20 protein-coding genes and 1 tRNA gene are annotated in these 26,104 nt (G+C 48.3%); 15 read left to right on the top strand and 6 right to left on the bottom strand.

From position 1 onward, the window contains the following. The first annotated feature begins 870 nt into the window (after window positions 1-870). From HRU79_08865 to HRU79_08840, 6 genes are read left to right on the top strand one after another with little or no spacing between them, the layout of a single operon-like run. Window positions 871-1,266 (top strand): aspartate 1-decarboxylase, encoded by a 396-nt coding sequence (locus HRU79_08865; protein QOJ26749.1) that lies wholly within the window; start codon window positions 871-873, stop codon window positions 1,264-1,266. Continuing rightward, window positions 1,266-2,015 carry an NTP transferase domain-containing protein gene (locus HRU79_08860; protein ID QOJ26748.1) on the top strand — a complete coding sequence of 250 codons (750 nt, stop codon included), beginning with the start codon at window positions 1,266-1,268 and terminating at the stop codon, window positions 2,013-2,015. Before HRU79_08865 ends, HRU79_08860 begins: the two co-directional genes overlap by 1 nt. Next, window positions 2,008-2,415 (top strand): methylmalonyl-CoA epimerase, encoded by a 408-nt coding sequence (mce, locus tag HRU79_08855; protein QOJ26747.1) that lies wholly within the window; start codon window positions 2,008-2,010, stop codon window positions 2,413-2,415. The genes HRU79_08860 and mce overlap by 8 nt, the downstream gene beginning before the upstream one ends. A gap of 17 nt (window positions 2,416-2,432) precedes the next feature. Continuing rightward, the gene (locus HRU79_08850; GenBank protein ID QOJ26746.1) at window positions 2,433-3,044 is read left to right on the top strand and encodes a 2,3-diphosphoglycerate-dependent phosphoglycerate mutase; all 612 of its coding nucleotides are present in this window, start codon (window positions 2,433-2,435) and stop codon (window positions 3,042-3,044) included. Beyond that, the gene (locus HRU79_08845) at window positions 3,001-4,737 is read left to right on the top strand and encodes an acyl-phosphate glycerol 3-phosphate acyltransferase (GenBank protein QOJ26745.1); all 1,737 of its coding nucleotides are present in this window, start codon (window positions 3,001-3,003) and stop codon (window positions 4,735-4,737) included. Before HRU79_08850 ends, HRU79_08845 begins: the two co-directional genes overlap by 44 nt. Beyond that, window positions 4,734-6,533 carry a hypothetical protein gene (locus tag HRU79_08840; GenBank protein QOJ26744.1) on the top strand — a complete coding sequence of 600 codons (1,800 nt, stop codon included), beginning with the start codon at window positions 4,734-4,736 and terminating at the stop codon, window positions 6,531-6,533. The genes HRU79_08845 and HRU79_08840 overlap by 4 nt, the downstream gene beginning before the upstream one ends. A gap of 9 nt (window positions 6,534-6,542) precedes the next feature. Here HRU79_08840 and HRU79_08835 read toward each other — a convergent pair whose 3' ends face one another. Then, complete coding sequence (locus tag HRU79_08835) at window positions 6,543-7,031, bottom strand: hypothetical protein (protein ID QOJ26743.1); 489 nt, start codon at window positions 7,029-7,031, stop codon at window positions 6,543-6,545. A gap of 869 nt (window positions 7,032-7,900) precedes the next feature. On the opposite strand from HRU79_08835, the gene HRU79_08830 reads away from it, so the two are divergent. The 3 genes from HRU79_08830 to HRU79_08820 all read left to right on the top strand — a co-directional run bounded on the left by HRU79_08830 (window position 7,901) and on the right by HRU79_08820 (window position 10,917). Continuing rightward, window positions 7,901-10,384 carry a hypothetical protein gene (locus tag HRU79_08830; GenBank protein QOJ26742.1) on the top strand — a complete coding sequence of 828 codons (2,484 nt, stop codon included), beginning with the start codon at window positions 7,901-7,903 and terminating at the stop codon, window positions 10,382-10,384. Window positions 10,385-10,431: 47 nt separating this feature from the next. After that, window positions 10,432-10,506: transfer RNA gene (locus HRU79_08825), tRNA-Val, on the top strand. A 138-nt stretch (window positions 10,507-10,644) separates the two neighbouring features. Next, a complete protein-coding gene (locus HRU79_08820; protein QOJ26741.1) occupies window positions 10,645-10,917 on the top strand; it encodes a hypothetical protein in 273 nt (90 codons plus the stop codon). Window positions 10,918-11,121: 204 nt separating this feature from the next. On the opposite strand, the gene HRU79_08815 is transcribed toward HRU79_08820, so the two are convergent. Next, a complete protein-coding gene (locus HRU79_08815; protein ID QOJ26740.1) occupies window positions 11,122-12,408 on the bottom strand; it encodes an IS256 family transposase in 1,287 nt (428 codons plus the stop codon). A 398-nt stretch (window positions 12,409-12,806) separates the two neighbouring features. Here HRU79_08815 and HRU79_08810 point away from each other — a divergent pair, with 398 nt between their 5' ends. The 6 genes from HRU79_08810 to HRU79_08785 all read left to right on the top strand — a co-directional run bounded on the left by HRU79_08810 (window position 12,807) and on the right by HRU79_08785 (window position 20,620). After that, on the top strand, window positions 12,807-13,511 hold the full coding sequence (locus HRU79_08810) for a T9SS type A sorting domain-containing protein (GenBank protein QOJ26739.1): 705 nt from the start codon (window positions 12,807-12,809) through the stop codon (window positions 13,509-13,511). Between the two features lie 39 nt (window positions 13,512-13,550). After that, the gene (locus HRU79_08805) at window positions 13,551-15,245 is read left to right on the top strand and encodes a T9SS type A sorting domain-containing protein (GenBank protein QOJ26738.1); all 1,695 of its coding nucleotides are present in this window, start codon (window positions 13,551-13,553) and stop codon (window positions 15,243-15,245) included. A 259-nt stretch (window positions 15,246-15,504) separates the two neighbouring features. Beyond that, window positions 15,505-15,666, top strand: coding sequence for a hypothetical protein (locus HRU79_08800; protein QOJ26737.1), 162 nt, complete (start codon window positions 15,505-15,507; stop codon window positions 15,664-15,666). A 286-nt stretch (window positions 15,667-15,952) separates the two neighbouring features. Next, the gene (locus HRU79_08795; GenBank protein QOJ26736.1) at window positions 15,953-16,621 is read left to right on the top strand and encodes a hypothetical protein; all 669 of its coding nucleotides are present in this window, start codon (window positions 15,953-15,955) and stop codon (window positions 16,619-16,621) included. 30 nt (window positions 16,622-16,651) lie between these two features. After that, entirely contained in the window at window positions 16,652-17,050 is a 399-nt protein-coding gene (locus HRU79_08790; GenBank protein ID QOJ26735.1) for a hypothetical protein, read from the top strand. Between the two features lie 192 nt (window positions 17,051-17,242). Continuing rightward, window positions 17,243-20,620, top strand: a complete 3,378-nt coding sequence (locus tag HRU79_08785; GenBank protein ID QOJ26734.1) for a T9SS type A sorting domain-containing protein — start codon at window positions 17,243-17,245, stop codon at window positions 20,618-20,620. Window positions 20,621-20,760: 140 nt separating this feature from the next. On the opposite strand, the gene HRU79_08780 is transcribed toward HRU79_08785, so the two are convergent. The 4 genes from HRU79_08780 to HRU79_08765 form a co-directional block, all read right to left on the bottom strand. After that, window positions 20,761-22,782, bottom strand: a complete 2,022-nt coding sequence (locus HRU79_08780; GenBank protein QOJ26733.1) for an exo-alpha-sialidase — start codon at window positions 22,780-22,782, stop codon at window positions 20,761-20,763. A 90-nt stretch (window positions 22,783-22,872) separates the two neighbouring features. Continuing rightward, on the bottom strand, window positions 22,873-23,697 hold the full coding sequence (locus HRU79_08775) for an IS3 family transposase (GenBank protein ID QOJ26732.1): 825 nt from the start codon (window positions 23,695-23,697) through the stop codon (window positions 22,873-22,875). Next, complete coding sequence (locus HRU79_08770; GenBank protein QOJ26731.1) at window positions 23,691-23,954, bottom strand: transposase; 264 nt, start codon at window positions 23,952-23,954, stop codon at window positions 23,691-23,693. Before HRU79_08770 ends, HRU79_08775 begins: the two co-directional genes overlap by 7 nt. 475 nt (window positions 23,955-24,429) lie before the next feature. Next, window positions 24,430-26,043, bottom strand: a complete 1,614-nt coding sequence (locus HRU79_08765) for a B12-binding domain-containing radical SAM protein (protein ID QOJ26730.1) — start codon at window positions 26,041-26,043, stop codon at window positions 24,430-24,432. Window positions 26,044-26,104 lie beyond the last annotated feature (61 nt).

The raw sequence follows: 26,104 nt of genomic DNA, 5'->3' as shown, positions 1-26,104 counted from the left end.
TTAAGTGGTGGAAAACATTCGCCAACGGTTATATTTCTATCATTCGTGGCGTTCAATGTTATTGCTGGTCCTGGACATGGCGGCAAACACGGAGGGTTTATTGATGGGCAGACCGGAGATTCACACTTGTAAGCTTCATACCATTCAAAACACGTTGAACTGCCACATGCCTCAATTTCGGTACAGTTGGCGATACCATTCATAGTGCATGAAAAGCACGCTGGGAAGCCTAATCTGTATGCTGTTTTATAACCGCGAATCAGCCACTGAGAAGAAGTTGGGACAAAGTGTTCAGCAGGATTATCACGAGCTATCTCTATAATTAGATTCTGAAGTACTCCGTTCATTTCCACAGAAATGCATGAAGGCAAACACTCCTCAGGGAAGCATACCTTTTGAATCTTATATTCACAAGAAACATCCTAATCAATTTTTCCGCAATCAGTACCGGTTAAATTTCTGCTGCACCAAAAAAAACCATTGCGGTGCATGTATCTTGTTCCGTGACTATTGAAACATGTGTCATACCGGGCTGTACATCAACTGCGGGCAAACAATCATCCCAGTTGCATTGCTGTTGTGGTGGCACACATTCGCATACGTATGCAGATAATGAAACCATGAAGCCCACGATTACAAGAACGGCTATAACACTCGAGGCAATCCGATACATAGGTGCGCCCTTTCGTTACAAAGAAGAGTAGGCTCGACAATATACTCAATTGTAATTCCTAACACAACTAATGCTGGAGTTGTGAGCTATACTCACTGTTTTTTGTGTTGGTGGCAGAAGTCGTTCATGAGACAAATGAAATCACGATGTTGGATGCCCCATTTCGTAACTTTGTGCGATACTGTCAGGATTAGCTTATGCAACGTATCATGTTTAAAAGCAAGCTCCATCGGGCACGGGTTACGCAGGCGAACCTGTATTATGAAGGGAGCCTTACGATTGACCCCGACCTTATGGAAGCGGCCGATATCTTGGCCTACGAGAAAGTCAGCGTTTTAAATATCAACAACGGTGAGCGGTTCGATACCTACGTGATTCCAGGTACGCGCGGTTCGCGTGATATCTGCGTGAATGGCGCCGCAGCGCGTAAGGCACATGTTAACGATGCGGTGATTATCCTTACCTATACTCCTGTTAGTAGCGAAGAAGCTCATGACTGGAAGCCCACGGTGGTGCTGCTGGATGGTACCAATACCATCGTTAGCATTAGCCACTCGGTAGAGCCGTACACTATCGCAGGTCAGCATTCCTGATGTCGGAGATTTTTGTTGTTATTCTGGCCGCCGGCATGGGGAAGCGTATGGGCAACCCCGACCGGGCAAAGGTTCTTACTCCACTCCGCGACAAGCCCCTTCTTGGCTATGTGCTGGAAACCGCACAGTCATTACGTCCAAAACAGATCGTGGTTATTGCCGGACATCAGCGTCAGGCGGTAGCTAACTATGCTACGAGCATTGTCCCTGAATGCCGTGTGGTTATTCAGGAAGAGCAACGCGGTACCGGCCATGCGGTGCTGCAAACTGAGCCGGTACTGGGCGCTCTCAACGGAACTGTCCTGATCCTCTCAGGCGATGTTCCCCTGTTGTCGGCCTCAACCCTCCGACGTCTTTTGGATACACATACCCAATCAAATGCAACGGCAACCGTTCTTACAACGGTTGTGGACGATCCAACGGGATACGGACGCATCATCAGGGATGAAAGCAACACGATGATTGGCATAATCGAACAAAAAGACGCAACCGAAACACAACAAAAGATTCGCGAAATCAATTCAGGTGTGTACGTTGTTCAAAGCACGGCGCTTTTCGATAGTCTGCACAGCGTGCAAAACACCAACGCTCAGAGCGAATACTACCTCACAGATATCATTGCGATTTTAAAGGAAAGGGGCTTGGGTATCGCGTCGTTTTGTACTGAAAAGTCATGGGAAGTCCACGGTATTAACACTCCTGCAGACCTTCAGCAAACCGAGGCAATACTACGTAGCACACATGATTGATGGTGTAAATCATATTGGCATTGCGGTGCGGGATCTGCAACAGGCAATTGAGTTGTATGGCAAGCTATTCAACGTAACCGACTTTCATACCGAGACTGTGGAGGACCAGGGTGTTGCTGTTGCCTCGTTTTCAGTTGGCTCAGTACGAATTGAGCTTACTGCAGCAACCCGACCCGATTCCCCCATTGCAAAATTCATTGATAAAAAAGGTGAGGGGATACATCACATTGCCTTTCACTCTACCAACCTGGATGAAGACCTGCGAGACAAACAAGTGCACGGGGTAGAGCTGATTGATGCCACACCACGTCCGGGCGCGCATGATATGATGATTGCCTTTCTTCACCCAAAATCCACGGGCGGTGTTCTAATGGAACTCTGCTCGGAGAAAAAATCCTGATTGGTAGGACTAAATTTATGTCAACATTAATATTACTGCGCCACGGGCAGTCGCAGTGGAATCTTGAAAACCGCTTTACCGGCTGGGTAGATGTTGATCTCTCGCCACAGGGCCGCAGCGAAGCACAACATGCGGGCGAGCTACTACGGTCGCACCCGGTTGATGTTGTGTTCACATCGGTTCTTCAGCGCGCCATCAATACGGCTACCATTGCCATGGAGGCTGCCGGAATCACCGGCGTACCCGTTCACCGCGATCAGGCGCTAAACGAGCGTCACTACGGCGACCTTCAGGGTCTGAATAAGGCAGAAACTGCCGAAAAATATGGTGCCGAGCAGGTCCACCAATGGCGCAGATCATACGATATCGCCCCACCCAACGGTGAATCGCTGGCGATGACCCGCGAACGCGTAGCGCCCTACTACGAAGCCCATATTAAGCCGCTATTGCTACAAAACAAGAACGTACTTGTTGTAGCTCACGGCAACTCTCTGCGATCGCTGGTGATGATGATTGAGCACCTTACACCCGATGAAATTTTAAAAACCGAAATTGCAACAGGCATACCGATTATTTATAACCTTGATGAGAATCTTACCGTTGAGAACAAAACCATTTGCACTGATTAACCTGTTTCTGACGGGTATTTGCATGCTTGCCGGAGTGCTTCCGATAAGCGCCCAGCCGGATGTTGTGCTTGACGCCATGAGCGCCGAACTTGCACGCTCGTTTAGTAAGCTGCAGACAGCTTCGCCCAATACATATTACCTGTCATACGGTGTTACCGAGGTCCAATCGCATACCATTCGTGCCTCGCTGGGCAAGTTAGAAGCAAACCAGTCTGACAGCCGGCGGATACTCGACGTGGATCTCCGCGTTGGGTCGTATCAGTTCGACAACACTCACAGCATCCGAGGCGTTGCCTTTGAAATGGGTCGCGGAACCCGTGGTGTACAACTCCCCTTCGGCACAGATCAATATGCAATTCAGCACGTAATCTGGCGAGCTACTGACCGCGCATACCGATCTGCCGCTGAACGCTATCAAAAAGTACTCACCAACCTGCAGGTGAAGGTACGCGACGAAGACACCTCGGCCGACATGTCGGTTGAAAAGCCGTTTACCCTTAAACAAGAGCCCCCTCCCTTCCCGTTTGATCAGACGCAATGGGAAGAGAATGTACGGGCAATCTCGGCCGTATTTGCTGAATCACCACTGATGTTCTCCGGATCTGCAAGTATTGTTGCCAAGTATATCGTAAAAAGATTTGTTACCAGCGAAGGTACCGTCGTTCGCACCTACGAGCCTATTGTTCAGCTGATGATACAGTGCGGAACAAAGGCTGCCGACGGGATGAGCATCCCGTTATATCGATCGTTTGCGGCATTTACCGAAGACGGTCTCCCCACAATGAGCGTACTGTTGCACGAAGCACGTACCATCCGCGACCTTGCACTGCAGCTGCGCACAGCTCCACTCGCCGAAACCTATAGCGGCCCTGCCATCCTCTCCGGACGTGCCGCTGGCGTATTCTTTCACGAGATTTTCGGTCACCGCGTGGAGGGTCATCGGCAAAAGGATGTTAATAGCAGTCAAACCTTCAAAACTTTTCTTAACAAACCAATCCTTCCCGATTTCATCAGCGTGATTTTCGACCCCCATAAGCGGTCACTGAACGGAACCGATCTGGTTGGTGCATACGACGTAGATGACGAGGGTGTACCTGCGCAGACGGTAACTGCAGTTGACAAAGGGGTTTTTAAGAGCTTCCTGATGAGCAGATCGCCCATTGAGAATTTTGATCACAGTAACGGACACGGCCGGCGTCAGGCAGGCGCAAAGGCTGTATCGCGCCAGAGCAACCTGATTGTTTCTGCATCGCGAACCATCCCGGTTACGCAGCTGCGCGATTCATTACGCGCAATATGCAGGCAAGAAGGCAAGGAATATGGCTTGTACTTCGAGGACATTGAAGGGGGCTTTACCTTTACGGGGCGTACCGTGCCCAATGCTTTTAATGTACTGCCCCTGGTAGTGTACAAGGTGTTTGCCGACGGACGTCCCGATGAACTGGTTCGCGGCGTTGACCTGATCGGTACACCACTGGTAACGTTTAATAATATCGTAGCAGCCGGCAATGATACCGGTATTTTTAATGGGGTCTGCGGTGCCGAGTCAGGCGGTGTTCCCGTAAGTGCCAGCTCCCCCTCACTGCTCGTCCGCAGCATCGAAGCTCAGAAGAAGCAAAAGTCGCAAGCCAAACTTCCCATCCTGAGCAATCCTGAAACACGTACCACCACATCACCGGAAGCACGGCCATGACTTGTATCGAATTGCCTAACCATATCGGCCGCACAACTCTCATTCTATTGATAACAATTCTTACGGCATCTTCATGGGCAAGTGCCTTTGGTGGTAACAGAGACGATTTGTTTCGTGCGTTAGATGATGAAATCAACCGTGCCATGACTGACCTGCATATTGGTGAGTTGGCACGGCCGTATCACATTGAAGCTCGTTTGGCCATGCGCAGTCACGTAGGTGCACATGCTGTTCTCGGTTCTGCAGAAGATACCGATTCCACCAACGGCAACCTGTTAAGCGTACGGGTTCGCGTGGGCTCTCCGCGTTTTGACAATACCAACTTTTTTGATGTTAGTCTTGGGTTTTTCGGCTCTACGGACCAGGAAGAAGTTTTTACCAATCGCAGGGTGCCGCTGGAACTGGACTACGCAACCCTGCGCCGGGAGTTGTGGCTTGCTATTGACGCGTGTTACAAGCAAGCTCTGGAAGTGTATGCCAAGAAGCAGGCATCGGCCGAAAATCGTACGCGTACCGACACCACCTGGGACTACACACTGATCGGCGCTGATGACCTGGTTGACACAACCCTGAAGGGGCTGACCATCACACAGAAATATATCCAGGATTTAGTTGAAAATGTCAGCAATGTTTTCCGTTCAGCTACCAATCTCCTCTCGTCACGTGTTGCAATGGAGTTTAACACCGAAGAGTGGCTGTACGCAAATAGTGAAGGCAGGCGTGCGCACAGGTTCCATGCGTTTACCGGCTTCGAAATGTACGCGGTTGCTCAGGATCACGATGGGATGCCACTGAGTGACTCGTATGCGGCATACGGATTAAAACCATCTGACCTCCCAACAGCTGATTCGCTGCGCAGTACAGCCAAAGTAGTGATTTCTAACATAGTAAACCTTCAGCTAAGCGAAACCATCGAAGCATATAACGGACCCGTGTTGTTCACCGGTCAGGCTGCTGCCGAGATTTTTGCACAGCAGTTTGCACCGAACCTTACTGCCCAGCGGGCAATGGCAAGCGAAGGTGGTGTTAGTATGTCAGGCGGACCTGCCATGGCATTCCAGAATAAAATCGGAGCTCGCGTTCTGCCGGAGTTCCTGTCTGTTACTGCCACCCCCCTGATCACTCGTTATCATGGAACACCGGTGGCAGGATACTATACGATTGACGATGAAGGAATGCCCGCTCAGAACGTGAATCTTATTGTAAAAGGATACTTGCGTTCGTTACTATCCGGCAGAATACCAACTCGGCGAATCAAGAGCAGCAACGGACACTACCGTAATGGCTCACCGATGATAAGCGTGCTTGAACTTACAAATACCGACAAGTCAAAGCAGTTAACACCGGCCGCCATGGTTAAAAAGCTAATGCAGCTTAGGAAGGATCGCGAGCTGGATTATGTGCTGGTAGTCAGCAGCATTCAGGATAAAAACCTTGGTGCGACGGGTGTATATCCCCTTATGGCTGGTGATATGCCTATGGCAAGCGGACAGAATATTGTTACCCCACTTCAAGTTTATAAACTGTATGCTGATGGCCGGACCACACCGGTCCGCGGCGTAGAGATCGCAGGGATATCTGCAGCATCATTTAAGGATATTCTGGCAACCGGCACAGTATTCAACGCACACAATTATCTCGCACCCGCCATCGGCAATGCGTTTTTAACTGGCGGCTCGGGCTATACAATCGCCACTGTGATTGTACCGGACCTCCTGTTCGAAGATGTCGAGATTCGTCCTACCGAGGCAGATCTACCCAAGCTTCCATGGGTTGCACCGCCAAAAATCAACTAGTACAAATAATTACAGACCAAAACCAACATGCAGGCCGATGCTTACATGCACATCGTCATGCTCGATGGCATATTCACACGCAGGACCAATGTGGAAGCCTCCTACATCAAACTCATAGAGAGCCTCAATATGGAAGGCTCCGTGTACAGACTGCGGTGCGGTATCTTCGATCGTGATACCAGGTGAAACCACCAGGCTGAAATCATTAAAAGGCCGATAACTGAACAATACCCCAAGCGTATTGTGCCCATGGTCATCAAAAATCCTCTCGTAGCCGATGCCAATTCCAAAGGCAGTGTGTGGCAGCATCCAGGTAGAATGAACATGAACGCTTACTCCCCACTCTTCGTCATGAACAAAGTACGTCGGCGCCACTGACAGGCCATATTCAGCTATGTGGTCGTCTTCAGCTGCATTCATAATATCGGCATGAGCAGTACCGTTGCCGAAACCTGACAGGAGCACGATGGCGGCTGTAATGATTGAGAAATGCGTCATATAGTTGCAATATCGGAAGTAAATGCATAACTGCACCGCCGTCAAACTCCTGATAGCCCAATGATCAAACTCCTCGGGAATGCCCTTGATTGTTGTACAGTACTCTTTAGTCGTACATTTATTCCTACCATTGGTTGCTTCTTGTATTTCTGCTTATCTTAGTAATGGACAGATTCCTAGAAAGAATATTCGTATGATTAGAATGTTCGTTTTAACGCTTCTTGGTTGTTTAACACTGACTACTCTTCCCATTTATGGTCAGTGCTATCCAGCTCAAACTCCACCTAACTGCGATGACTGTAAGGAGTGGCATACCAAGGAGATAATCGTCTGCCATGCGGGAATCAACTATTACGCAACCCTTGAGCTATGTACGCAGTTTGCACTTCCGCCAAATCCAATTGACAACCCATGTACGCCTGACTGTAAGCGGGCACTTGACGCTATCACTTGGGTACGGAGAATATGCGTTGATCAAAATTTAAAGAATTTAGGTGAATCTGCATTGCTGCAAGCAATCATTAAAGCAACCAATTTATGTTGCCCTGACGGGAATTTCCTGGGAGCTGTAATACCGATGTGTACCCCCGGTACCGATTGCATTAACTCGCTGAACGCGTACTGTTATATTCTTGCCTTGCCGCGATGCATGAACAAAAACTATATCACGGGTTGCTACGAATCATGTCTTGAATGTAAAGATTTTTGCATGATAGAACGCAGATATTGTATGCTAAACCCCACAACGTGCTGCAAGCAGTGGATCGTTACGTGCGATTTCAAGGAAGACAGTCTAGCCTGTACTCAGTCATGTAATCGTATCTGGGATTGCACTGCCGATTATTTTAAAGGGATCAGTAATGTATGCTGTGATTAAAAGGATAACGCTTTTTACAACGATGGTTGTCGGCATCAGTATAATGGCGCAGCCTAATGACTGGAATTGGTTCTACTTTAATAACAACATTGCAGGTGTATTGCACTATTGCTTAAATGCTGCCGGTGATTCTGTTCTTTCAGTTGGCAACCACGGTGTATATGCCGGAGCCGTCGGCAATGTTGCAAACAGGGTCATCGACCCGGGTGACTTCGTGTACATCGAATTCAGGCCCAGCATAGTCAAAATGCCTAACGGGACGATTTTTGTTCTTGGATCTCAGAGTTCCGGAGGGTATAGCTACATTTTCCGGTACAAGTCTCTTAGCGCGCAACCGGAACGTTTGGACTCTGAACGGATGGACGGTGCTGATATCGGGCTTATAGGCAACAACTATAACTATACGGTTATCGACAGCTCCACCATTCGGTTCGGTAACGTCTTCTCTTTTAACTCAGGGAAAACTTGGTACAACATGACAAACCGTGAAGTACTTTCCGGCAGCCCTGCATTTACACAGCGTTTTGGTGACTCGGTTTATGTTAAGGACAACGTCACAGATTCATGGTTTGTTGTCGATACAGCGGCCAGAAGGTATGTTCCTACTACAACGCTTGGTGCAGATATCTCTACCATTGCTCTACTGCCCGATGGTTCCGGGATGGCAGTTCGTTGTGTTAATGGTGACGAAACGGACTTGCTGGTTCGTTACTCCGCTTCGAATGCATGGCAGTCTGTTCCTGATTTGTTAACGTTGGAAGGAGATACGATTAAGCCACGCTACAATGTTTACGGCAGAACCCGGTACCTCACAAATATTGGCCAGGATAAGGTTTCGTTTTTTCTGGACTCCGGCCGTGTAATTGAGTTCGATGGAACAAGTGTTACCATCCGTCGCCTATCACCAACGATAATACCGGGGAGAATATCAAGAAATTTCCAATACCGGCGCAACGGTGAAGAACATTATTGCCTCGTGTATCAAGGCTTGGCAAATAAGAAGATGTCCACTGTTTTGTTGGATTATTCACTTTCAGCAGGAACCGTGAGCATAGCTGATAACCTTCCGGCCATACCTATTGATATTAGCGAAAGGGGCTATCTACTAACAGGACCGTACTTCGCTGACTGGCTTTCACGTATTCAACGTCCGGCACTAAGGCTTCCCCCGGACGCCGTCAGCACCGAAGAGCAGTGGCCCCTCACTCAAATCGTTCTTGCCGGTCAGACCCCCGTCATGGTTACATCTGCCAACCAGATATTTGTGTTGGACAGCAGCACCATTGTACCGTTACATCATCCGATTATGCTGACCGGGACATTCACAACCAGTACCGATGCAACAAAGGTACTTGACCGTCAGGCACTCTTAGGCCTGACTGATACTTCCTTTGTGTGCCCATCGAAAATGCCGACGCAAAACACGCTATACGGTACGCTGATGCAGTTTCCGCCCATCACTCCAACGGCGGGGTTAGACAACAGTGCAGGCACATGTGCAGCGTATGATGCTGCCGGCCGACTGCTAATTGGTGGTAATGTTTTGCTGCGGCATAACGGTATTGGTTGGGATTCACTTCAATTCCCTGAACGGTTCACCGATTCGTCTGTTGTCATGTCATCAATCATCGCACGTGGTCAGGATACCATTATTGCAGCGGCAAGGGGCTATAGTATCGGGTCAAAAGTTTCCAATGCCCTGCGCCATCGCCGTGGTGGTATTGTAATCACAATGAACAGCGGCGAAACCTGGGCAGAGCTCCCGCTGCCGTTAACAGAGCAGTGGGTTGAAAGCTTAACTCAGGCACCGGATGGCAGTCTGTACTGCTGGGCTACCTCAATGGTGTTTGACCAAGATTATGGCACGCCAAACAACCCGCAGCCACGCTACGGATCGGCACGCATATACCGATCTACGAACATGGGTATAACATGGACCGAGCAGTTTATTGATGATGCTGATGATGATTTACTCCGCAGTGCGGTGGTGCACCAATGGTCAATAAGCTTTCATCCATCTGGATACACCGCCATCAGCACACCAAAAGATGTTTTCGTCGCGGAGTCTGCCAAAGCCCCTTTCACTAAATTTACTGATCTTCCTGTGGACATCCGGATCGGAGGGTGTGTAATTGACCCTGATGGTGTACTATGGATTGCAGGTACGCGCGGCCTGCACCGCCGGGTTCTGCCAATCACAAGTGTGAAAGAAGAAATTGCTCAAAAGCCGGTACTAGTTGCCGAACCAAACCCGGCTCATGATGTGATTACAATCAGAGTATTAAACTCGGCTATTATTGAGACTCTGCCGGACGTTCTGACGGTGTATACAGCAAACGGAACTTCAGTCCTGCAAATTCCCCTGAATGGTACTGCATATATGGCTTCATGTCAGCAGCTTGCCCCGGGATACTATATTGCCCGTGGAATGATTGGCACTACACTGGTACGTATTCCGCTTTGTGTGCTTCGATAACTCGTGTCAAGAATATTCGCACTGGTTTTGCTATGTTTGTCCACCACGGTCGCTTAGCTCAGCTGGTTTAGAGCGTTCGCTTCACACGCGAAAGGTCACCGGTTCAAATCCAGTAGCGACCACTTCGATGGTGCACCCACCGCACGTGCTCGATTACGTCCTGTCGAGATAAAATACCTGCATAGAGAACAGTTTCTGTAAAATTCACATAGTTTCCCAAATAATATTATAGCGTTACTAGTCATTATCATTGAGGTAGTATGTCAGGATTCATCAAGGCATTAACCGTTTGCATTGTCATTATTGCTTCTTATTCAGGACTAATTTCTCAAACTACATATAACCCGAAGATTATAAATAGTGTGATGGGGACCACTGCCAACCTGAATACGAATACACACAATCACACTCCATTCCCTCGCAATATGGTCATAGAGGAGCCAACATGGGATATCGACACCATTATTATGTATTCCGCCTCCAACAGTCTAACTGGCAGAATGGTGTACACATACCGACCTTCAAAAGATTAGAATCTTCACATTATGACTCGTGGGATAGCGAACAATAGAATCCTTCACTGCGAAGTACAGTCAGTTGTAACGATAAGGGTTTGCTTACGGAGTATTTTGTAATGGTGTGGGATCTGGACAGCTGGAAAAATTATAATCGATTTTCGTACACTTACAATGAAGCTATGGATATGCTAACCAATACGTACGAGACCTGGAAAGAGACTATGTCCGTTTCTTAGTTGAAAATCTAGAGACTTTGGCTTTGGGCTGATTGGACTGGATTCTATTGTTGACCTCGTCTTTGATCGCCCGTTGCAAAATAGGCAATCGTTTATAGTTGTGCACTCGCCGCCATGATTGTTCGGCATCAAGAAGAGCTAGTGCTGACCACCGTAGCCGCTGATCACCTGTGGACCATCGCGTAACATGCCTCGTACGACGTGCTATGGCAGAGTTCGCCGACTCGATCACATTTGTCGTGCCGAACGAACGGCCGAACACAGATCGTAAGCCGAGTCTTGTCAGGGTCAGTACGTCTTCGATGCCCTCCTTGAGTGATGCAGCAGCGGCGGGATTGATCTTCTGCAATCGTGCTATGAGTTCATCAGCCATAGTGCGTGCGTGTTTGTAGTCATCGCAGGAGAACAATTGCTTCAGAAGTTTGCGCCATTCTGGACGTGCGTTCTCCGGCAAGTGGTCAAGCACATTGCGCAACTTGTGCACTTGGCAGCGCTGAATGACGGCATATTCGCCAAAGACCTCTTCGATCGCCTTTCGAAGGCCTAGCCCGCCGTCGATCACAAACAACAGGCCGTCATCGAAGCAGAAACCACGGCTGATCATCTCGCGAAACATCGTCGTGATCACACCGGCGTTCTCTGTCGTACATTGGGTTAGCCCCAGCGTATACTTCTCCCCGGCTTCAGTTACGCCAATAACCGAGACGATGTTCTGACCCTGTATGCACTTTCCGTCGATGAAGACAGCCACATAGGTTGACTCGTCAAGGCGACGCTGAAGAAACTCTTCCAGGATCGCGGCGCTGTGCTCAACGAAAAGCTCAGAAACCCGACTCTTTGAGAGTCCAAATGAATCCATCAATGCTTCGGTAACCAGCTCCAGATTGCGGCTGCCGAGTCCACGAAACAACGACTCGATCACGTAGGTCGGTGGCTCCGCGGCCTGGCGCATTTCATGGTAGATCTGTGGCGAAAACGTCTTCCCGGTTTCGGCATCATACACCCTGGGTACTGCCACCGGCAGCTTCTGTCCTCCTACAGCAAGACTGCCAGGATTACGTCCCCAGCGGCTGTACCGGCCCTGGTGAGGCTTGTCATGGCTATGGCGCTCCCCGGCTAGGTGCGTCACCTCCCGTTCCATCAGCTGAACGCCAACATGTCTGCTCAGCTCCAGATGATTTAACACGAGTGCCGCGACTTCGTCGCCTGCCAGCTCCGCTAGTGTTTCGATTGCCGCACTAAGATCTGGGTGCGTATGTTTGGATCGCATGGGGCTCCTTTGTTTGGTGTTTGGTTGTTTAGTTTCTCCAAATTACCAACCACAAAGCGAGCCTCTTTTTTTTCAACTAACTTCCGGACACTGTCTGGAAAGATGACAAATGGATCGTTCAAACGAGAAGCACGTACACATATAACGGTGAAGGGTACCAGGAAAGCTATCTACGAGAAGCCAGCAAGGAGGATATACTTGAAAAGGTATCATTGTGGCTGTATACTTATGACGCTTCAGGAAACGTTGATACCACAATTCGGAAAAACTGGAACAATACTGATTAGGAGTATTTTTCAAAGTTCAATTACACATACGATTCCCTGAATAGAGAAACCTCCAACACTCTTAGCTTTTGGGATAACAACACCTGGAACCCATATTCAAAGGATACACTCTTGTATGATGACAATGGAAATCTGACCAGCAAACAGTCAAACGGTTGGTATGATTTTGGCTGGGACACAGGAGACCAGATATTATATAAGTATGATAACGCCAACAACATGATAGAACAACTCAACCAGGTTTTTCTTAGTCAGAAAGCAAGCTATAAAAACACAACACGATTGCAGTACAGTTACGACCAGCAGAGTCGCTTGTTAACAGAAATCGCCGAAGAGTGGGATGATGGATCAAATGGATGGACCAAAAAACACAAGAAAAGCTATACCTACGACGCGAACGGAAACTCAGTAGCAGGAGTGTATCAGGAAGGGTCGGGCGATACCTTGGTACTCAGTGACGACGGCGAGCTGAATGTTTATTCTGGCAAGGCTGTCCTCAATGACTTTAGCGAAATCTGTCGCTATGAAGCCCACTTCATTCCATTGGATAAACTAAGCGATGTCACCACCGATAGCGAGACAGGCATACATGTTTTCCCGAATCCTGCTTACGATATTGTCCGAATACAGGTGGACAGACCACAGAATCTACAGGTTTCCTTGTACACCATCCAGGGTATCCTCCTGAGCAGTCAGAGCGTGAGCAACCGGGACCTGGTCACCATGAACTTGGCCGCCTTCCCTGGAGGTATGTACACAGTACGTATCACTAATGATTCAGGCCTGGAGAGAAGCTATCAAATCATCAAACGGTAAGGATCTTTTATTATAATTTGTAATTAAAAGGGAGACGATATGTATTATAGATTAATACTTTTTTCTTCTACATTGATACTGCTATTCTGCTTCAATAGTATGCAGAGTCAGGAGATAAAGCACGATGGTGTACGACCTCAACACGAGAACGACAGCCACGTTTCCACTGAACTACTGAACGGGAAAGTCCCCTCCACTCAGGGTGTGTACTGGAGCTATGATACTGTAACTACGTACTCGGAAACCGATCAGCTTCTGCGACAGTATATCCGCACATACGACGAGCGTAGGAACATACTGACTGACTTGGAATTACGCCGGCAAAATGATATATGGGTTAAGTACGAATCAACCACAACCACGTATGATGAGAACAACCATCCAACATTAGTCCTCAGAGAGTCACGCCTGTCAAACGGTTCGTACAATAACTGGCGAACAACAAACAAATATGATGCTGCCGGTAATAATATTTACCAGCTAGTTGAACAGTCTTCATCGAACAACGAAAAGTGGTCACCATCGAGTGTCAGGCAATGGGAATATGACGAAAACCGGAACGTGATAAGAGAATTTGAAACAATCTATTCCGGCAAGACAGCAGAATCCACAAGAACCACGCGTACGTTTAACTCGGGTAACAAAGTGCTGACGGAGATCGTTGCCGAGCCATTCCGTCAGCAGAATGGAGATACTGCATGGATAAACACGAAAAGGTTAACAATCACATACAATGGAAGCGACCTGGTTCTTTCGACGGTGTACGAAGAACACGTTGGCGACATATCGAAAGACATCAGGGAAGTTCAATCAACTTTCAGATACGTTTACGATGCGAATGATAATATCATTAGGAGTACGCATGAAGCCTGGTCAACTAATTTTAACATTCTTTATCTGGCATCGGAAATCAATTACCAATATCAAAACGACGGGAACGGCAGAACAGTAACGAAGATCACTCAAAACTGGACTCCGACACTCACTAGCAGCTACGCCACCAGATTTTCAAGTGAAATCACCTCATATAATAGTGCTAAACAGGTAATCAGGGTTGAAAGAGGATCAAAGAAGGACTCGCTTGGCGAATGGCAGACAACGAGTATTGCGTCATACACATACAACCCTCACAGTACTGTTATAGTCAACGAAAATCCCAGCACAGATAAAAAATCCCGTACAACATATCTGCGTAACGATGACGATTTCTACATCGGTACGGTCGAAGAGTCATGGACTGAAGGCAAGTTCCAGGAAGTAAGAAAAGGTACCTATCAAACCGACGCAAATGGCAATACAGTTCACGGTGAGTCATTTGCAATGGTAAGTGGTTCATGGGCTAAACAAGGCATTAACAGTGGTGTAGCTGCTTTAAATGTTTATGCAAACGGGAAAATTATTCTTGACCTCTATGCACTAACCGGCGACCCCGCACAACGTTTTGAAGCACATTTCGTGACAATCAATCCACCGGTGGGTATCAAACAAGCTGAGAAATCTGAGTCTGTTCTTTATCCCAATCCGACTACAGATGCTTTTTCTGTTCGCACCGGTACTGCAGTGATTAACCATGCATGGCTATACAATAGCATGGGCGTCCTGATGCAGGAACAATCCCCCGTAACTCCCGGCTTTATTACGTTCAGCACCACTGGTTATCCCCCGGGTGTTTATTACCAGCGGATAGACACAGAAAACGGAGCACCGATATTTTGTAGGGTAGTGAAGCAGTAAATTGTACCATGCGATGACCTATCCCCTGGAAGTTCAGAGTATCCCCGTGTTTAACAGCACGAAACAGGATGACCCTCCTCAAGGATAATCATGATCTCTGATGTTTATCTGTGGCGTTTCTGTTACTTACGGAGTAATTATGTTGTACGTTAACAGCCGTCAGATGACAGTGTCCGGAAGTTAGTTGAATAAAAGAGGCTCGCCTTGTGGCTGGTAATTTGGAGAAACTAAACAACCAAACACCAAACAAAGGAGCCCCATGCGATCCAAACATACTCACTCAGATCTTAGTGCGGCAATCGAAACACTAGTGGAGCTGGCAGGCGACGAAGTCGCGGCACTCGTGTTACATCATCTGGAGCTGAGCAGACATGTTGGCGTTCTCATCAGGTTTATACATTGTTCACATTATAGCCGATAATGGAGTGAACGTAATTAGAACAATTTGCAAGGAGTAAGGAGCAACAATCCGTGATCTCCTGCAAGCTCCGTCAGTCGTGGGTATAGGAATCTGTGTTTCGGCCATACGCAAAAGGATGGAGCTTGGCTAATTTTGTCTGTCGAGTTCATCTACCGGTTTCGAAGACTCAGCCTCTGAGCCTTTGTTACCTACTCGATAACAGTTCGGCTTCGGAAGATGTTTCTAATGTTTACCTCCGCACTCATCTGTTTACTATGCGGTACTCCACCCTACTCAAGGAAAAATCATGATCAGGAAATTTTTTTCAATAGCGTTTCTATTGCTTTTTGCAGCACTTATCTTTCCTTCCTGCTCATCTGACTCACCAACAAAACCCGATGACGGTAAAGACAAGAACACCGAGTCTCGTAAACCGTTGGATTACGAGTTCACGATACCCGAGGGTAACAACACATGGAAATTTGTATCCAACGAAAAAGAATACACCGGGAACGTCACTACAATGAGTACTGAGAACAACGACAAGTTCGTCCCTATTCTGTTCGACGGAACCTATCCCATTGGTGGAATTCCATGGCTTCCACAGGCAGCAGGCACATATATTACAGGTGACAGTTTAGGGCAGGGGAAAGGTAGCTCGACAGGGTATTTTTACTTCACCTCATCCGTGACGCTGGATGGTGTGCAGTACTATGCATTCTCAACCAACCCGTATGGCGATCAGGAACTGTTCAGAATCAAGGATACACACGGCAAGGTTACCATTACAAAATTCGATGGGAAGTTCACCACCTACCGTATGGGCACCGTGACGCAGACCTCGTTCATTGGTAAAATTGATGGTCTGTTCGAAGGCACTTTTAAATCGTTCGACAAAACCCAGACTGTTACCGTTACCAGAGGAGAATTCAGGGTGGCGCTTGAGCTTCCCAAAGGCGCAGAAGTCATCAAATAGTATATTTTTCTAATCTTATTTATCATTGCTATGGAAACCATTATTCTCACACACCGATGGATGGAACATTTCATTTACTTACTGGCAGGACTTGCCGTTATCTTCCCTCTCATTGATGTTATCCGTAAAAAATCGTTATCTACTCCGGCAATCTGGGCCGTCAGAATCTACTCAATCGTTCTCACGCTTCAGTTCCTGATTGGACTTATTCAGCTGATACTACGATGGTCTGATTTTGGTGATGGATTGCGCTACCGGATAGAGCATGCCACCATCATGCTCCTTGCCCTCACCAGCGTTCACCTGGCACCACGGTACATGAAACTCGCGGACACCAAGGGGGCTCGCAACACCATGTTCCTCATGGTTGGCTCGATAATCCTGATTGTATTAGGCACAACACTCATCAAAGGAGCTCTGCACGGATAGCATACCATAGCCCCCTACCCTTATCCTTATTGCAAACATTCGTAACCAGTACTGCGTGTACCTTGCATGTTTGCACGATACCGGAACTATGATCGGCTGAAGTATTGTTCAGAAAACGAAAAACTCTTCACGGATTTGATAAAAAGTGAGTAGTTTAGTTCCGTAGTATTTATTGACTTACAAGGAAATGTTATGTGGGCAACCAGACTCTTTCTTTCCGCAGTACTTATGCTTTTTGCTGCCTGTGCAGCAGTTGTTACTGCGCAGTCGTACCTATCGTGGCAGCAGCAAACCGGTAATGGTCCGGTGAATGATCGAGAATCCCGTGAAGTGTTGTACACGTTTGACGGGTCGTCGTTGGTGCTGACAATCACCACGGATACATCTACGCCTGACAGACCGTTATTCATGCAGATTTCACTCCGTAATTACGTCGGCATTGGCACCTACACGCTGGGTACCGGTACATGGTGGAGGTACGGACAGCGTACCGACCAGACGTATCGCTGTCTAAGTGGTACGTTTAATGTTACTCGCGTTGATTCGGTAAAGAACCGGATTTACGGTACGTTTAACTGGTTCGGCGAAACAACCACTCCCAGTGGTATTACCCTTAATGTACGAATCTCTAACGGACAGTTTGATATCCTGGTTAAACCAAAACTGGTAGTGACGGCAAATCCCAAAACCGGAACCAAACTCAAACCAAAGGAGGACGGGAAATTTACCATTACCGTCACCAAGGAAATCACCAATACACCCGTCAGCAATGCAACGGTAGAAATCAAATGGCCGAAGAACACTTTTGAGAATACGCAGACAACCTACAAAACAAATTCATCAGGCGTTGCCACTGTTGAATTTAAGGTGGCCAAGTCAGTGGCAGACGGAGACTATGAAATCACTGCCAAGGCTACTAAGGAGAATTACGATGACAGCAACGAGGAAAAAGTCACTGTCACCATTGATGCGTCACGCCGGTACTGGTATGCAAAATGTAATGGAATCAGCTGGCTGATGTTTGACGCAGGTGAAGATTCGGTTTGGGAAGACATTAATGACCAGATTATTGAGGCAGATGGCCCTTCTATCGCAATCGGAGGCTTTATCAAATGCAACGGTACAATGCGGATTAATAAAGATGCAAATTCGGTCACCGGAAATGGACAACTGTACATCCCTTTATCTGACGGCACACAGTTCACCCTGTACAGCGGCGCTTTCGGCTTTGGCATTTTCCCCTGCGGCGAGCTCCTTGACCTGACAGCGGATGCGTTAGTACAAAAGTTTACCGGTGGAAGGATCAAGGATACTAAGATTTCAATAACGGAAGGCCTCGGAGAAATCTCCGGCGCAAAACTCTCCTTTACCATCGAGGGACCCAAGAATCTGTCATCCGGATGCAACCCTGATCTTAAGGGGGCAATCTGGCAGGCAAACAAGGAGCTCAGTATTCCCATCGAACTGTCATTTACCCGCGAAGGTTCAAACTACTTTTATACTGCCAAGCTTGGGGTTACCGAGCTGAGTCTTGGACCATCCTTCTGCCTAAAAGAAGCCAATATTGCATACGACAGTAAGGCCGACTCACTGTCGCTTGGCGCAACCGCCAAGTGTCCGATGTTCGAAGAAGCAGGCTTTACGGCGTATATGAAGAAACAAACACTGGAAGGGGGCTCTGTCAGCATTAAATTCAACTCCTGTATCCCGTTTCCAGAGACGCCATTCTGCTGGGCAGGCGGCAGTGCTGCTATTGACAACATCAATTCGCTTAACCCATTTAAAATGACGCTTCAGGGGCTGTTTGGCGTGATCGGCAAACCTGAATTATGTGAATTTGATATTCACGGTGGCGTCCAGTTTCCTCCGGTTGTGTTTAAGGGTGGTGCATCGGTAAAATTTATCAATGCTAAATTTCTTTCTGAAAAGAACCCGTGGCAGATGGAGGCTGGTGTTGACTGTGAAATTGACTTAGACAAGCGCTCAATCACCTTTGAAGGGAATGAAAAGATGCTGCACCTTGGAGGTGATTACTTCCTAACCGGGAAAACGGTCCGCAGTCTGGCATTCTTCAATGGTATTAACCTTACAGGCTCAAACTCCGCCACACTGCAGATTCCAAAACTATCACAGGAAAACGCTGAGAAAATTGGAATTGCAGGCAAGTTTATTAACACCTACACACCGTTGCACCTGGGGACGGTTACCGCAGCCCTGCGTTTAATTGAGAATGGTGAGAAAACGCTTTCAGTGGCCTATGACCTAAACAATGCAACCGGAGCACTCTCTGCAGAGGCAAAGGAACTGATGAGCCGGATTGGCAAGGGCACGTTAACGGTTGATTTCACCAAACTGCCTTCAGCATCGGCAGTATCATTTGACGGTGGCTTTACTGCCTTGGTAAAGGCATTCTGGGGCAGGCCCGGAGAGACTGCTAAGGGCGACAACGTACAGAAGACAGTATCACAGGAGGCAGTAGTACCGGCAAACTCCGAGATGCTGATGGTTATGATCGACAGCAAGTCCGCTGATTTAAAAACCACTCTTACCAATCCATCAGGTAAAACGTACAATGGTTCCGACGAAGCAGACAGTGTTCTGTTCTCGCCCGCCCCTGAAGGAAACGGCATCACGGTGTGGGTGGTAAATAACCCAGCGCCCGGGACATGGACGATTAGCGCAGATAACGTTGGCGACTCTGATTCAATTGCCGTTTATATTCGCTCTGCCGCCCGTCCGTTCGCGGTTACTGCGTTACAGGAAGGGAAAACCATAACAGCAACCTGGGATGCTTCAGGAGCCCCTGAGAAATCTACTGTCAGCATTTTTTACTATGAACCCAATACCGATTACCTTAAAGGTATCGAGATCGCCAACGTCCCGGAATCTGATGGTAAGGCCATTATTACTCTGGCCGACAGCACAGCACCGTGCGAATTTCTGCTCTGGGCACGGCGGAACGATCCGACGTCACTGGCAGACGCTCATATTGATGGACGTTTTAGCAATTCAAAAACATATTTACTACCTCCTACCAACGTAACTGTGATAGCTAATCAGCTTGGAGATGCGGTTGTACGCTGGACACCTTCACCTGATCTGAACGTTGCCAGCTATGGCATTATTCTTCGCCGGCTGCCCCTTGCTGATACCATTATTGCATCGGCATATGGTTCTGATACCGTAGCCGAATTCTCATATACGTTAACTGGATCTGAGCAAGTCCTTGTAAAGGCATTCGACTCAAGAGGTCGCGCCGGTTGTGAAAGCCAGGCATCCACGATTACCGTTGGCGTTGGTGAGTATGCGGTCACCGGTGATCATCCAGTTGCTGTGTATCCGAATCCAACCCGTGGGACTGCCACGGTAACGGTATCAAGCGATTTCGGAACCCAGGCTACTGAAATTGTGATCACCGATGCTTTAGGAAGAGTAGTTGCTACGCATTCTCTTCGGGCAGGTGAAACAAGTTTCCGCGTGAATACGGTTTCGATGCCTGTTGGTACATACCACATTGTTGTAAACAACAATACAAACAGTGTTCACGTACCGCTTACTGTGTTACGCTAACCCAGCACACTATCCCCTCCCCAATTATCTTCGGTGTTTGGGGAGGGGTTTCCTTGGGCAATTTTCTTTCTGCAGATGAAGGCAGAATTATGTGTCTCTCTGCCTGATGTTCAAAATTTGTTTAGGAATGTTCTGTCCGGTTATAGATCTGCCAGATACACAAGTCGCAGTTCACCGTTTATCTTCAGCCCGTACAGACATCGCCGGGGAAGCATGTGCGGATCTGTTATCAACCGACTGGCGGCTACCAAAACAACTTCGTTGCCCTGCAGGTCAACGGCTGTCGCAGTCTCCACAGTTGGCTTGGATAGAAGAGAAAGTAACGCATTTGGTGATATCACCTCGGTTTTCGAACAATCAGACGCAACCTTGTCGGGTACGCCTACTGTTTTCTCCAATTTGTAAACCCCATCATTCGCTGAAAGTATCAGGGAACCATCGTCAACTACCGTAAGGCTCACCGGCTCGATCAGTGCGCCTATGCGTTCGTCGGCTTCCCATGTTGCGCCATCATCCGAACTCCTATACACTCCCGGATATAGTGAGGCATAGAGCACCCCATCCTGACCAATCACGATGTTACCGGAATTCTTACGCCATGCACCATTATAGATTGGAGTAAAGACCGCTTTCCAGAATTGACCGTAATTATTTGATCGCATTATTGTCACATTTTTTACCGTGTAGCTTGACTCCTGCGCCGACGTAGTCCCCGGCTCCGGATATGCCGGCGTAGAATCCTCGATCATTTGCACGCAGGTAGCAAGGAGCGTGTTGCCTGGTGTACGCATGATATGTTGTACGTACACGCACTCTGAGTCGGGAAGGGGCTGAGGCATCCAGGTTTTGCCGTTGTCACTGCTGCGCAAAATCCCTCCCCACCGGAACAAGCGTTTTCCGCCTTCCGATCCGTCACGTCGCCACGTCCCCTGGAAGGACGCCAGCAATGAATTGTCGGCACACCGTATCATTGACGACGGGTAGCCCATACTGTCAGCACTCATGCCGGCGGGTATGGTAATCCGAGTAGTATCGGTAATGCCATCTCTTGTAATGCGAAGCGAATTCTTCCAGCCGGTTGCCAGTGCACCATTTGGAAGTACCGATGCAAAACTGGTGGGAGCATTGAGGAGCGTATCGGTACTCATGCCATCCAAACTGATACGGCGTACAACCGGGCCAGCGAAAACCAAGCCCCCTTCCACACTGGCAGGTACAGTCATGCCCCACTCCCGATAGTCAGTTGACGGGAAAAACAACTTGCTATCATCCGCGAACTGCATGTTATCGGGATGCTGCACCCGTCCCCGGCACAGAAAACCACGCTGTAGGCTATCAACGCGGACGATCTGTTCAAGATCGGTCAGAACCATTGTGGTAGTACCGTTCAGCCATGAATATATCATGGGGCGCCACGGGAGGATTGAAATTTCTTTAGTAAGTGACCCAACCATGCAAACACGATTAAACTGTGGCTGCATGATGTATTGCCCCGTTTCATTATCGTCAAGTGAAAGCCCCAAACCGCCTAAGTAGCAACTGAAGAATCCAATCGTACTCTGACTCCGAACTCCCGCAGGCAGAGTCATCAAATCAACATGAATCGGATTTGTTAGCTGTATTCTAAATAGTGTTACTATGTCCCCGGACTTCCATCGAATATAGGTATAACCCTTTCGGGGGGTGTACGATATTACCATACTGTTCTCCGGAACTGAGTACGAAAACGGAAGAATCTCGGCTGTATCACCAGAAAGTTTACATACATATCCGCTTCTGTCAAACAGAACAATTTCACCGTTATCCAGGCTGTAAACACCAAGTGGATTAACCTCGAGTTTTCCCTTTGGGCTTACAATCGAATCAACAGTTACGGATACTGTATCTCCCAGTTTCCCATATCTAAATTCCCGCTTTCTGCCGGCATCTTTGACCCAATACAATACGCTTTCGGAAGAGATTGCGGCCGATATAGGAAGAGAGCCGTATGCCTCCCCCCGAAGCGGGGTTTTCATCCATTGCAGAGTACCACTCCGGTCCATAGCAGACCAGTATTTACTTTTCGTGGAGGCCGCAAACATGTATCCCTTAACAAGACCAACAAGCTGGTGCTGAGCCGAGTCAAGACGCGGCACCTGCAGGAAACTCTCTCCTGCATCCATGCTTATCCAAATAGTGTCAATAGAGTTACTTGGAGCAATGGGACTGAGTAGGGTGGATTTATCGGTCCAGTCACAGGTTATACAAATGTGTTAGGCTGCATGGTTGTTGAATGCAGTGATTGGGGGTCGATAATTGTGCCTGCTGTGAGGTCGCTCATTGTTGTACATGTGCAGCCACATGTTTGAGATCGTTTGCCCCTCGGCTAGTGACATGAAGATTTCTGCATTTAGCACCTCACGTCGGTAGGTTCCGACGAAGCTCTCTGCAAAGCCGTTCTGCCATGGCTTCCCGGGCTGAATGTATGCCAGCGTAACTTTGCGCCGTTGAGCCCATTGCTGCACCACATACGCAATGAATTGTCCTCCGTTGTCGGAACGAATGTACTTCGGCATTCCATACCGAGCTACCTGCTCGTCAAGAACAGCCTCAACATCAGCGCCTTTGAATGACCGCCGCACGGTTATGCTGAGGCCATACGACGTGGCTTCGTCCTTGATCAGCAGTGCCATCATCTTCCGACCGGTCATCAAACGATCCTCAGCAAAGTCCATGCACCATACCTCGTGTGGCTGTATCGCCGTCGGATTGATCCGTACGCTGCGCCGGATCTTGCGTGAACGCTTACGCCACTGAGCCGCATGGCCACTTTGCCGGTAAACGCGGTGAACAGTGCACTCTGAGTAGTCATGCCCCTGCTCCCGCATCCAGCCGAACACCAATCGCTTGCCCCAGGCCGGGTGTTTCGCCACAACGTCATTGATGATCTTCTGTACTGGAGCATCCTTGGCTGGCTGGCGAGGCTTATACGTTACCATTGAACGTGAAACACCCATTAGAACACACGCGCGGCGTTGATCCAGGCCTCGTCGACTGACGTACTCCACTGCCTGAAGTTTCTGTGGGACGCCTACCATTTTTTTGCCGCAATCTCTTTCATCACTTCGATCTCAAGATCACGCTCGGCGACCAGCTTCTTCAGCCGGGCGTTCTCCTGCGTGATCCGCTTGAGCTCGGAGACCTGGCTCGGCTCCATGCTCCCGTACTTCTTGCGCCATATGTAGATCGTGTGTGACGACACCTTGTACTTCTTCGATGTCGCTGCTACGCCATGGGCGTGTGATTCGCGGACGATGCTAACGATCTGCTCCTCGCTATAATGGCTCTTCCTCATCAGTCCTCCTTTGAGAATTCCGTCTCAACTTAAGACTGGTCCGATTTTTTCACACCACTCCATTTGTTGGTACAAAACCGTCTGACCGAACACGAATACCGGCAACCAGAGCAACAAACCAGCGTACAGCATCATCAACCGCATGCGGTGTACACAGGAAATCTGCACAACGGGTAAGGTCTCAACCCCGTGTATGCTATCCGGTTGAATAGTAATAGAACACTCGAGATCACGATTTTTCGATAGCATAACAACTTTTTTTATTTGTTTAGAATAATGGCATCGGGATTTATTTCATTTTACAAATGCACAGGCTTGACGTCATGCCTCTTCGAGTGCAGCACGCAACGTTCTCAATAGCAATATATGAGATTTTGAGACTTTGAGATTTTGAGACTTTGAGACTTTGAGACTTTGAGACTTTGAGACTTTACGATACATCCGCACCTAGGTAACGTGTACTGTAGCGTATCTCTTACACGGTATTCCCACCTAAACCCAATGCCACGGTTGCGTCAAGCTCTTCCATCCGCTGGGCAATCAGCACATTATCCGGGAACAGGCAGTGTAATCGAGAAAACCTTGACCGAAACAACGTCAACTTGGTCGAATCGTCGTGCCGAAGTGCTGCCTTCATATCCTGTTGATACCGTTCGGACGTGTAGAAAGCAACTTCAAGTTCATTCCGGAGTGATTCAACATCATAGCCCAGGTCAAGGGCGCTTTTACTTGCATCAAAGCGTGACCAGTCCAGCGTTCCATCCTGTGAACGTATCAGCTTTCCCGAATGATACACTGATTTCCATAGTGCTGTTCCCGGAAAAGGAGTAAACACCGGCAGATAGGCAACGTGTAGATCACGTAACTGCATAAATTTTCCGAATCCGTTTCGTACCTGTTCAATCGTCTCGTCAAGGTTTCCAATAATGTAATCACCAACAATAATTAGTCCGTGCTGCTGTGCAAATGTGATTGCGCGTTGAACACACTCAAGGTAGTGGTTTACCAGTAGCCGATCCTGGGTGATGGTATCTGCCTGACGGTATTGCTGCTGTTGTTCGCGGCTCATCGTTGGCAGAATCATTAGCTCCTTGTTGTATGTGCGCAGGATATGCGGATTAAACGATTCTATACCAATTGTTAAGCTGTTAAAGCCAACACCTTTCATGCGGTCCAGCAAATCGCCGCAACCGTTTTTTTCCAGTTGATACAAATCATTAACACTTGCAAACGAGTCGAACGATACACCGAATCTATCGTGCAGGCTGGATTGTTCAATGAGTGCTACCAGTTGCTCAACCCATTTTACACTGGCAAAGAAATCCTCATCCGTAAACGTAATAACCTGTGGACGAAATGTCGAAACGACATGCTCGATTTGTTCTACAGCACGATGCGCGCTCATGCGCCGCACACCCCGTCCATACATTGTAGGCGTTGCGCAGAAGCCGCAATTAAAGCGGCATGCCCGGTTAAAGTGACAACTCAGATCAAGCATTCCCGTGCGCTGATCTCGGTATGTATCAACCGGGAGCCCCTTCCAAATCGGATCACTCAGGGTATCAAGATCAAGAACTTGTTCTGCAACGCTGAGCTTCAGTTCGGCTCCGGCAGCATAGCACACGCCCGGGAGATCGTGAGGCTGTCGTCCATCGGAAAGGCATGAACACAAGTCAATTAATATACGATCACCCTCTCCGGCAACAATGTAGTCGAACGGCGAGTTGCAAAAGAACATTTCATGTGCTGATTCGGTTTCCTGATTGTTCAGATACGCCTGAACGCATCCCGTGGCATGCCATCCGCCCAGCACCATGATTGCCTCAGGTAATGAGTGTTTTAGCATCCGCGCCAGCAGCTTCGCCTGAGTATAATTAGCTGTCATCGCAGAAATCCCTACCATTGACGGATTAAACTGCACGATGTCGCGGACAAGGGCTTCGTCAACCCCTGCATGATACATCTGCACAGAATACCCCGCTGTCTGCAGCTGCGCCGCAATAATCTGGATTGACACCGGGGACTTTTCGATACCCAGTGACGGGCCTGCCGGTATATGTGGCTGAACCAGGGCAATACATGAATTCACGGCACAAAAATACCCTATGGTATTTTTTGAGAATATGATAGCCGTCAGTACTGCTTCAATC

It is taken from the genome of Ignavibacteria bacterium, from assembly GCA_015709655.1.
GTDB lineage: Bacteria > Bacteroidota > Ignavibacteria > Kapaibacteriales > Kapaibacteriaceae > OLB6.
The sequence above is the reverse complement of the archived record's forward strand: the minus strand, read 5'-3'. Positions and strand labels throughout refer to the sequence as shown.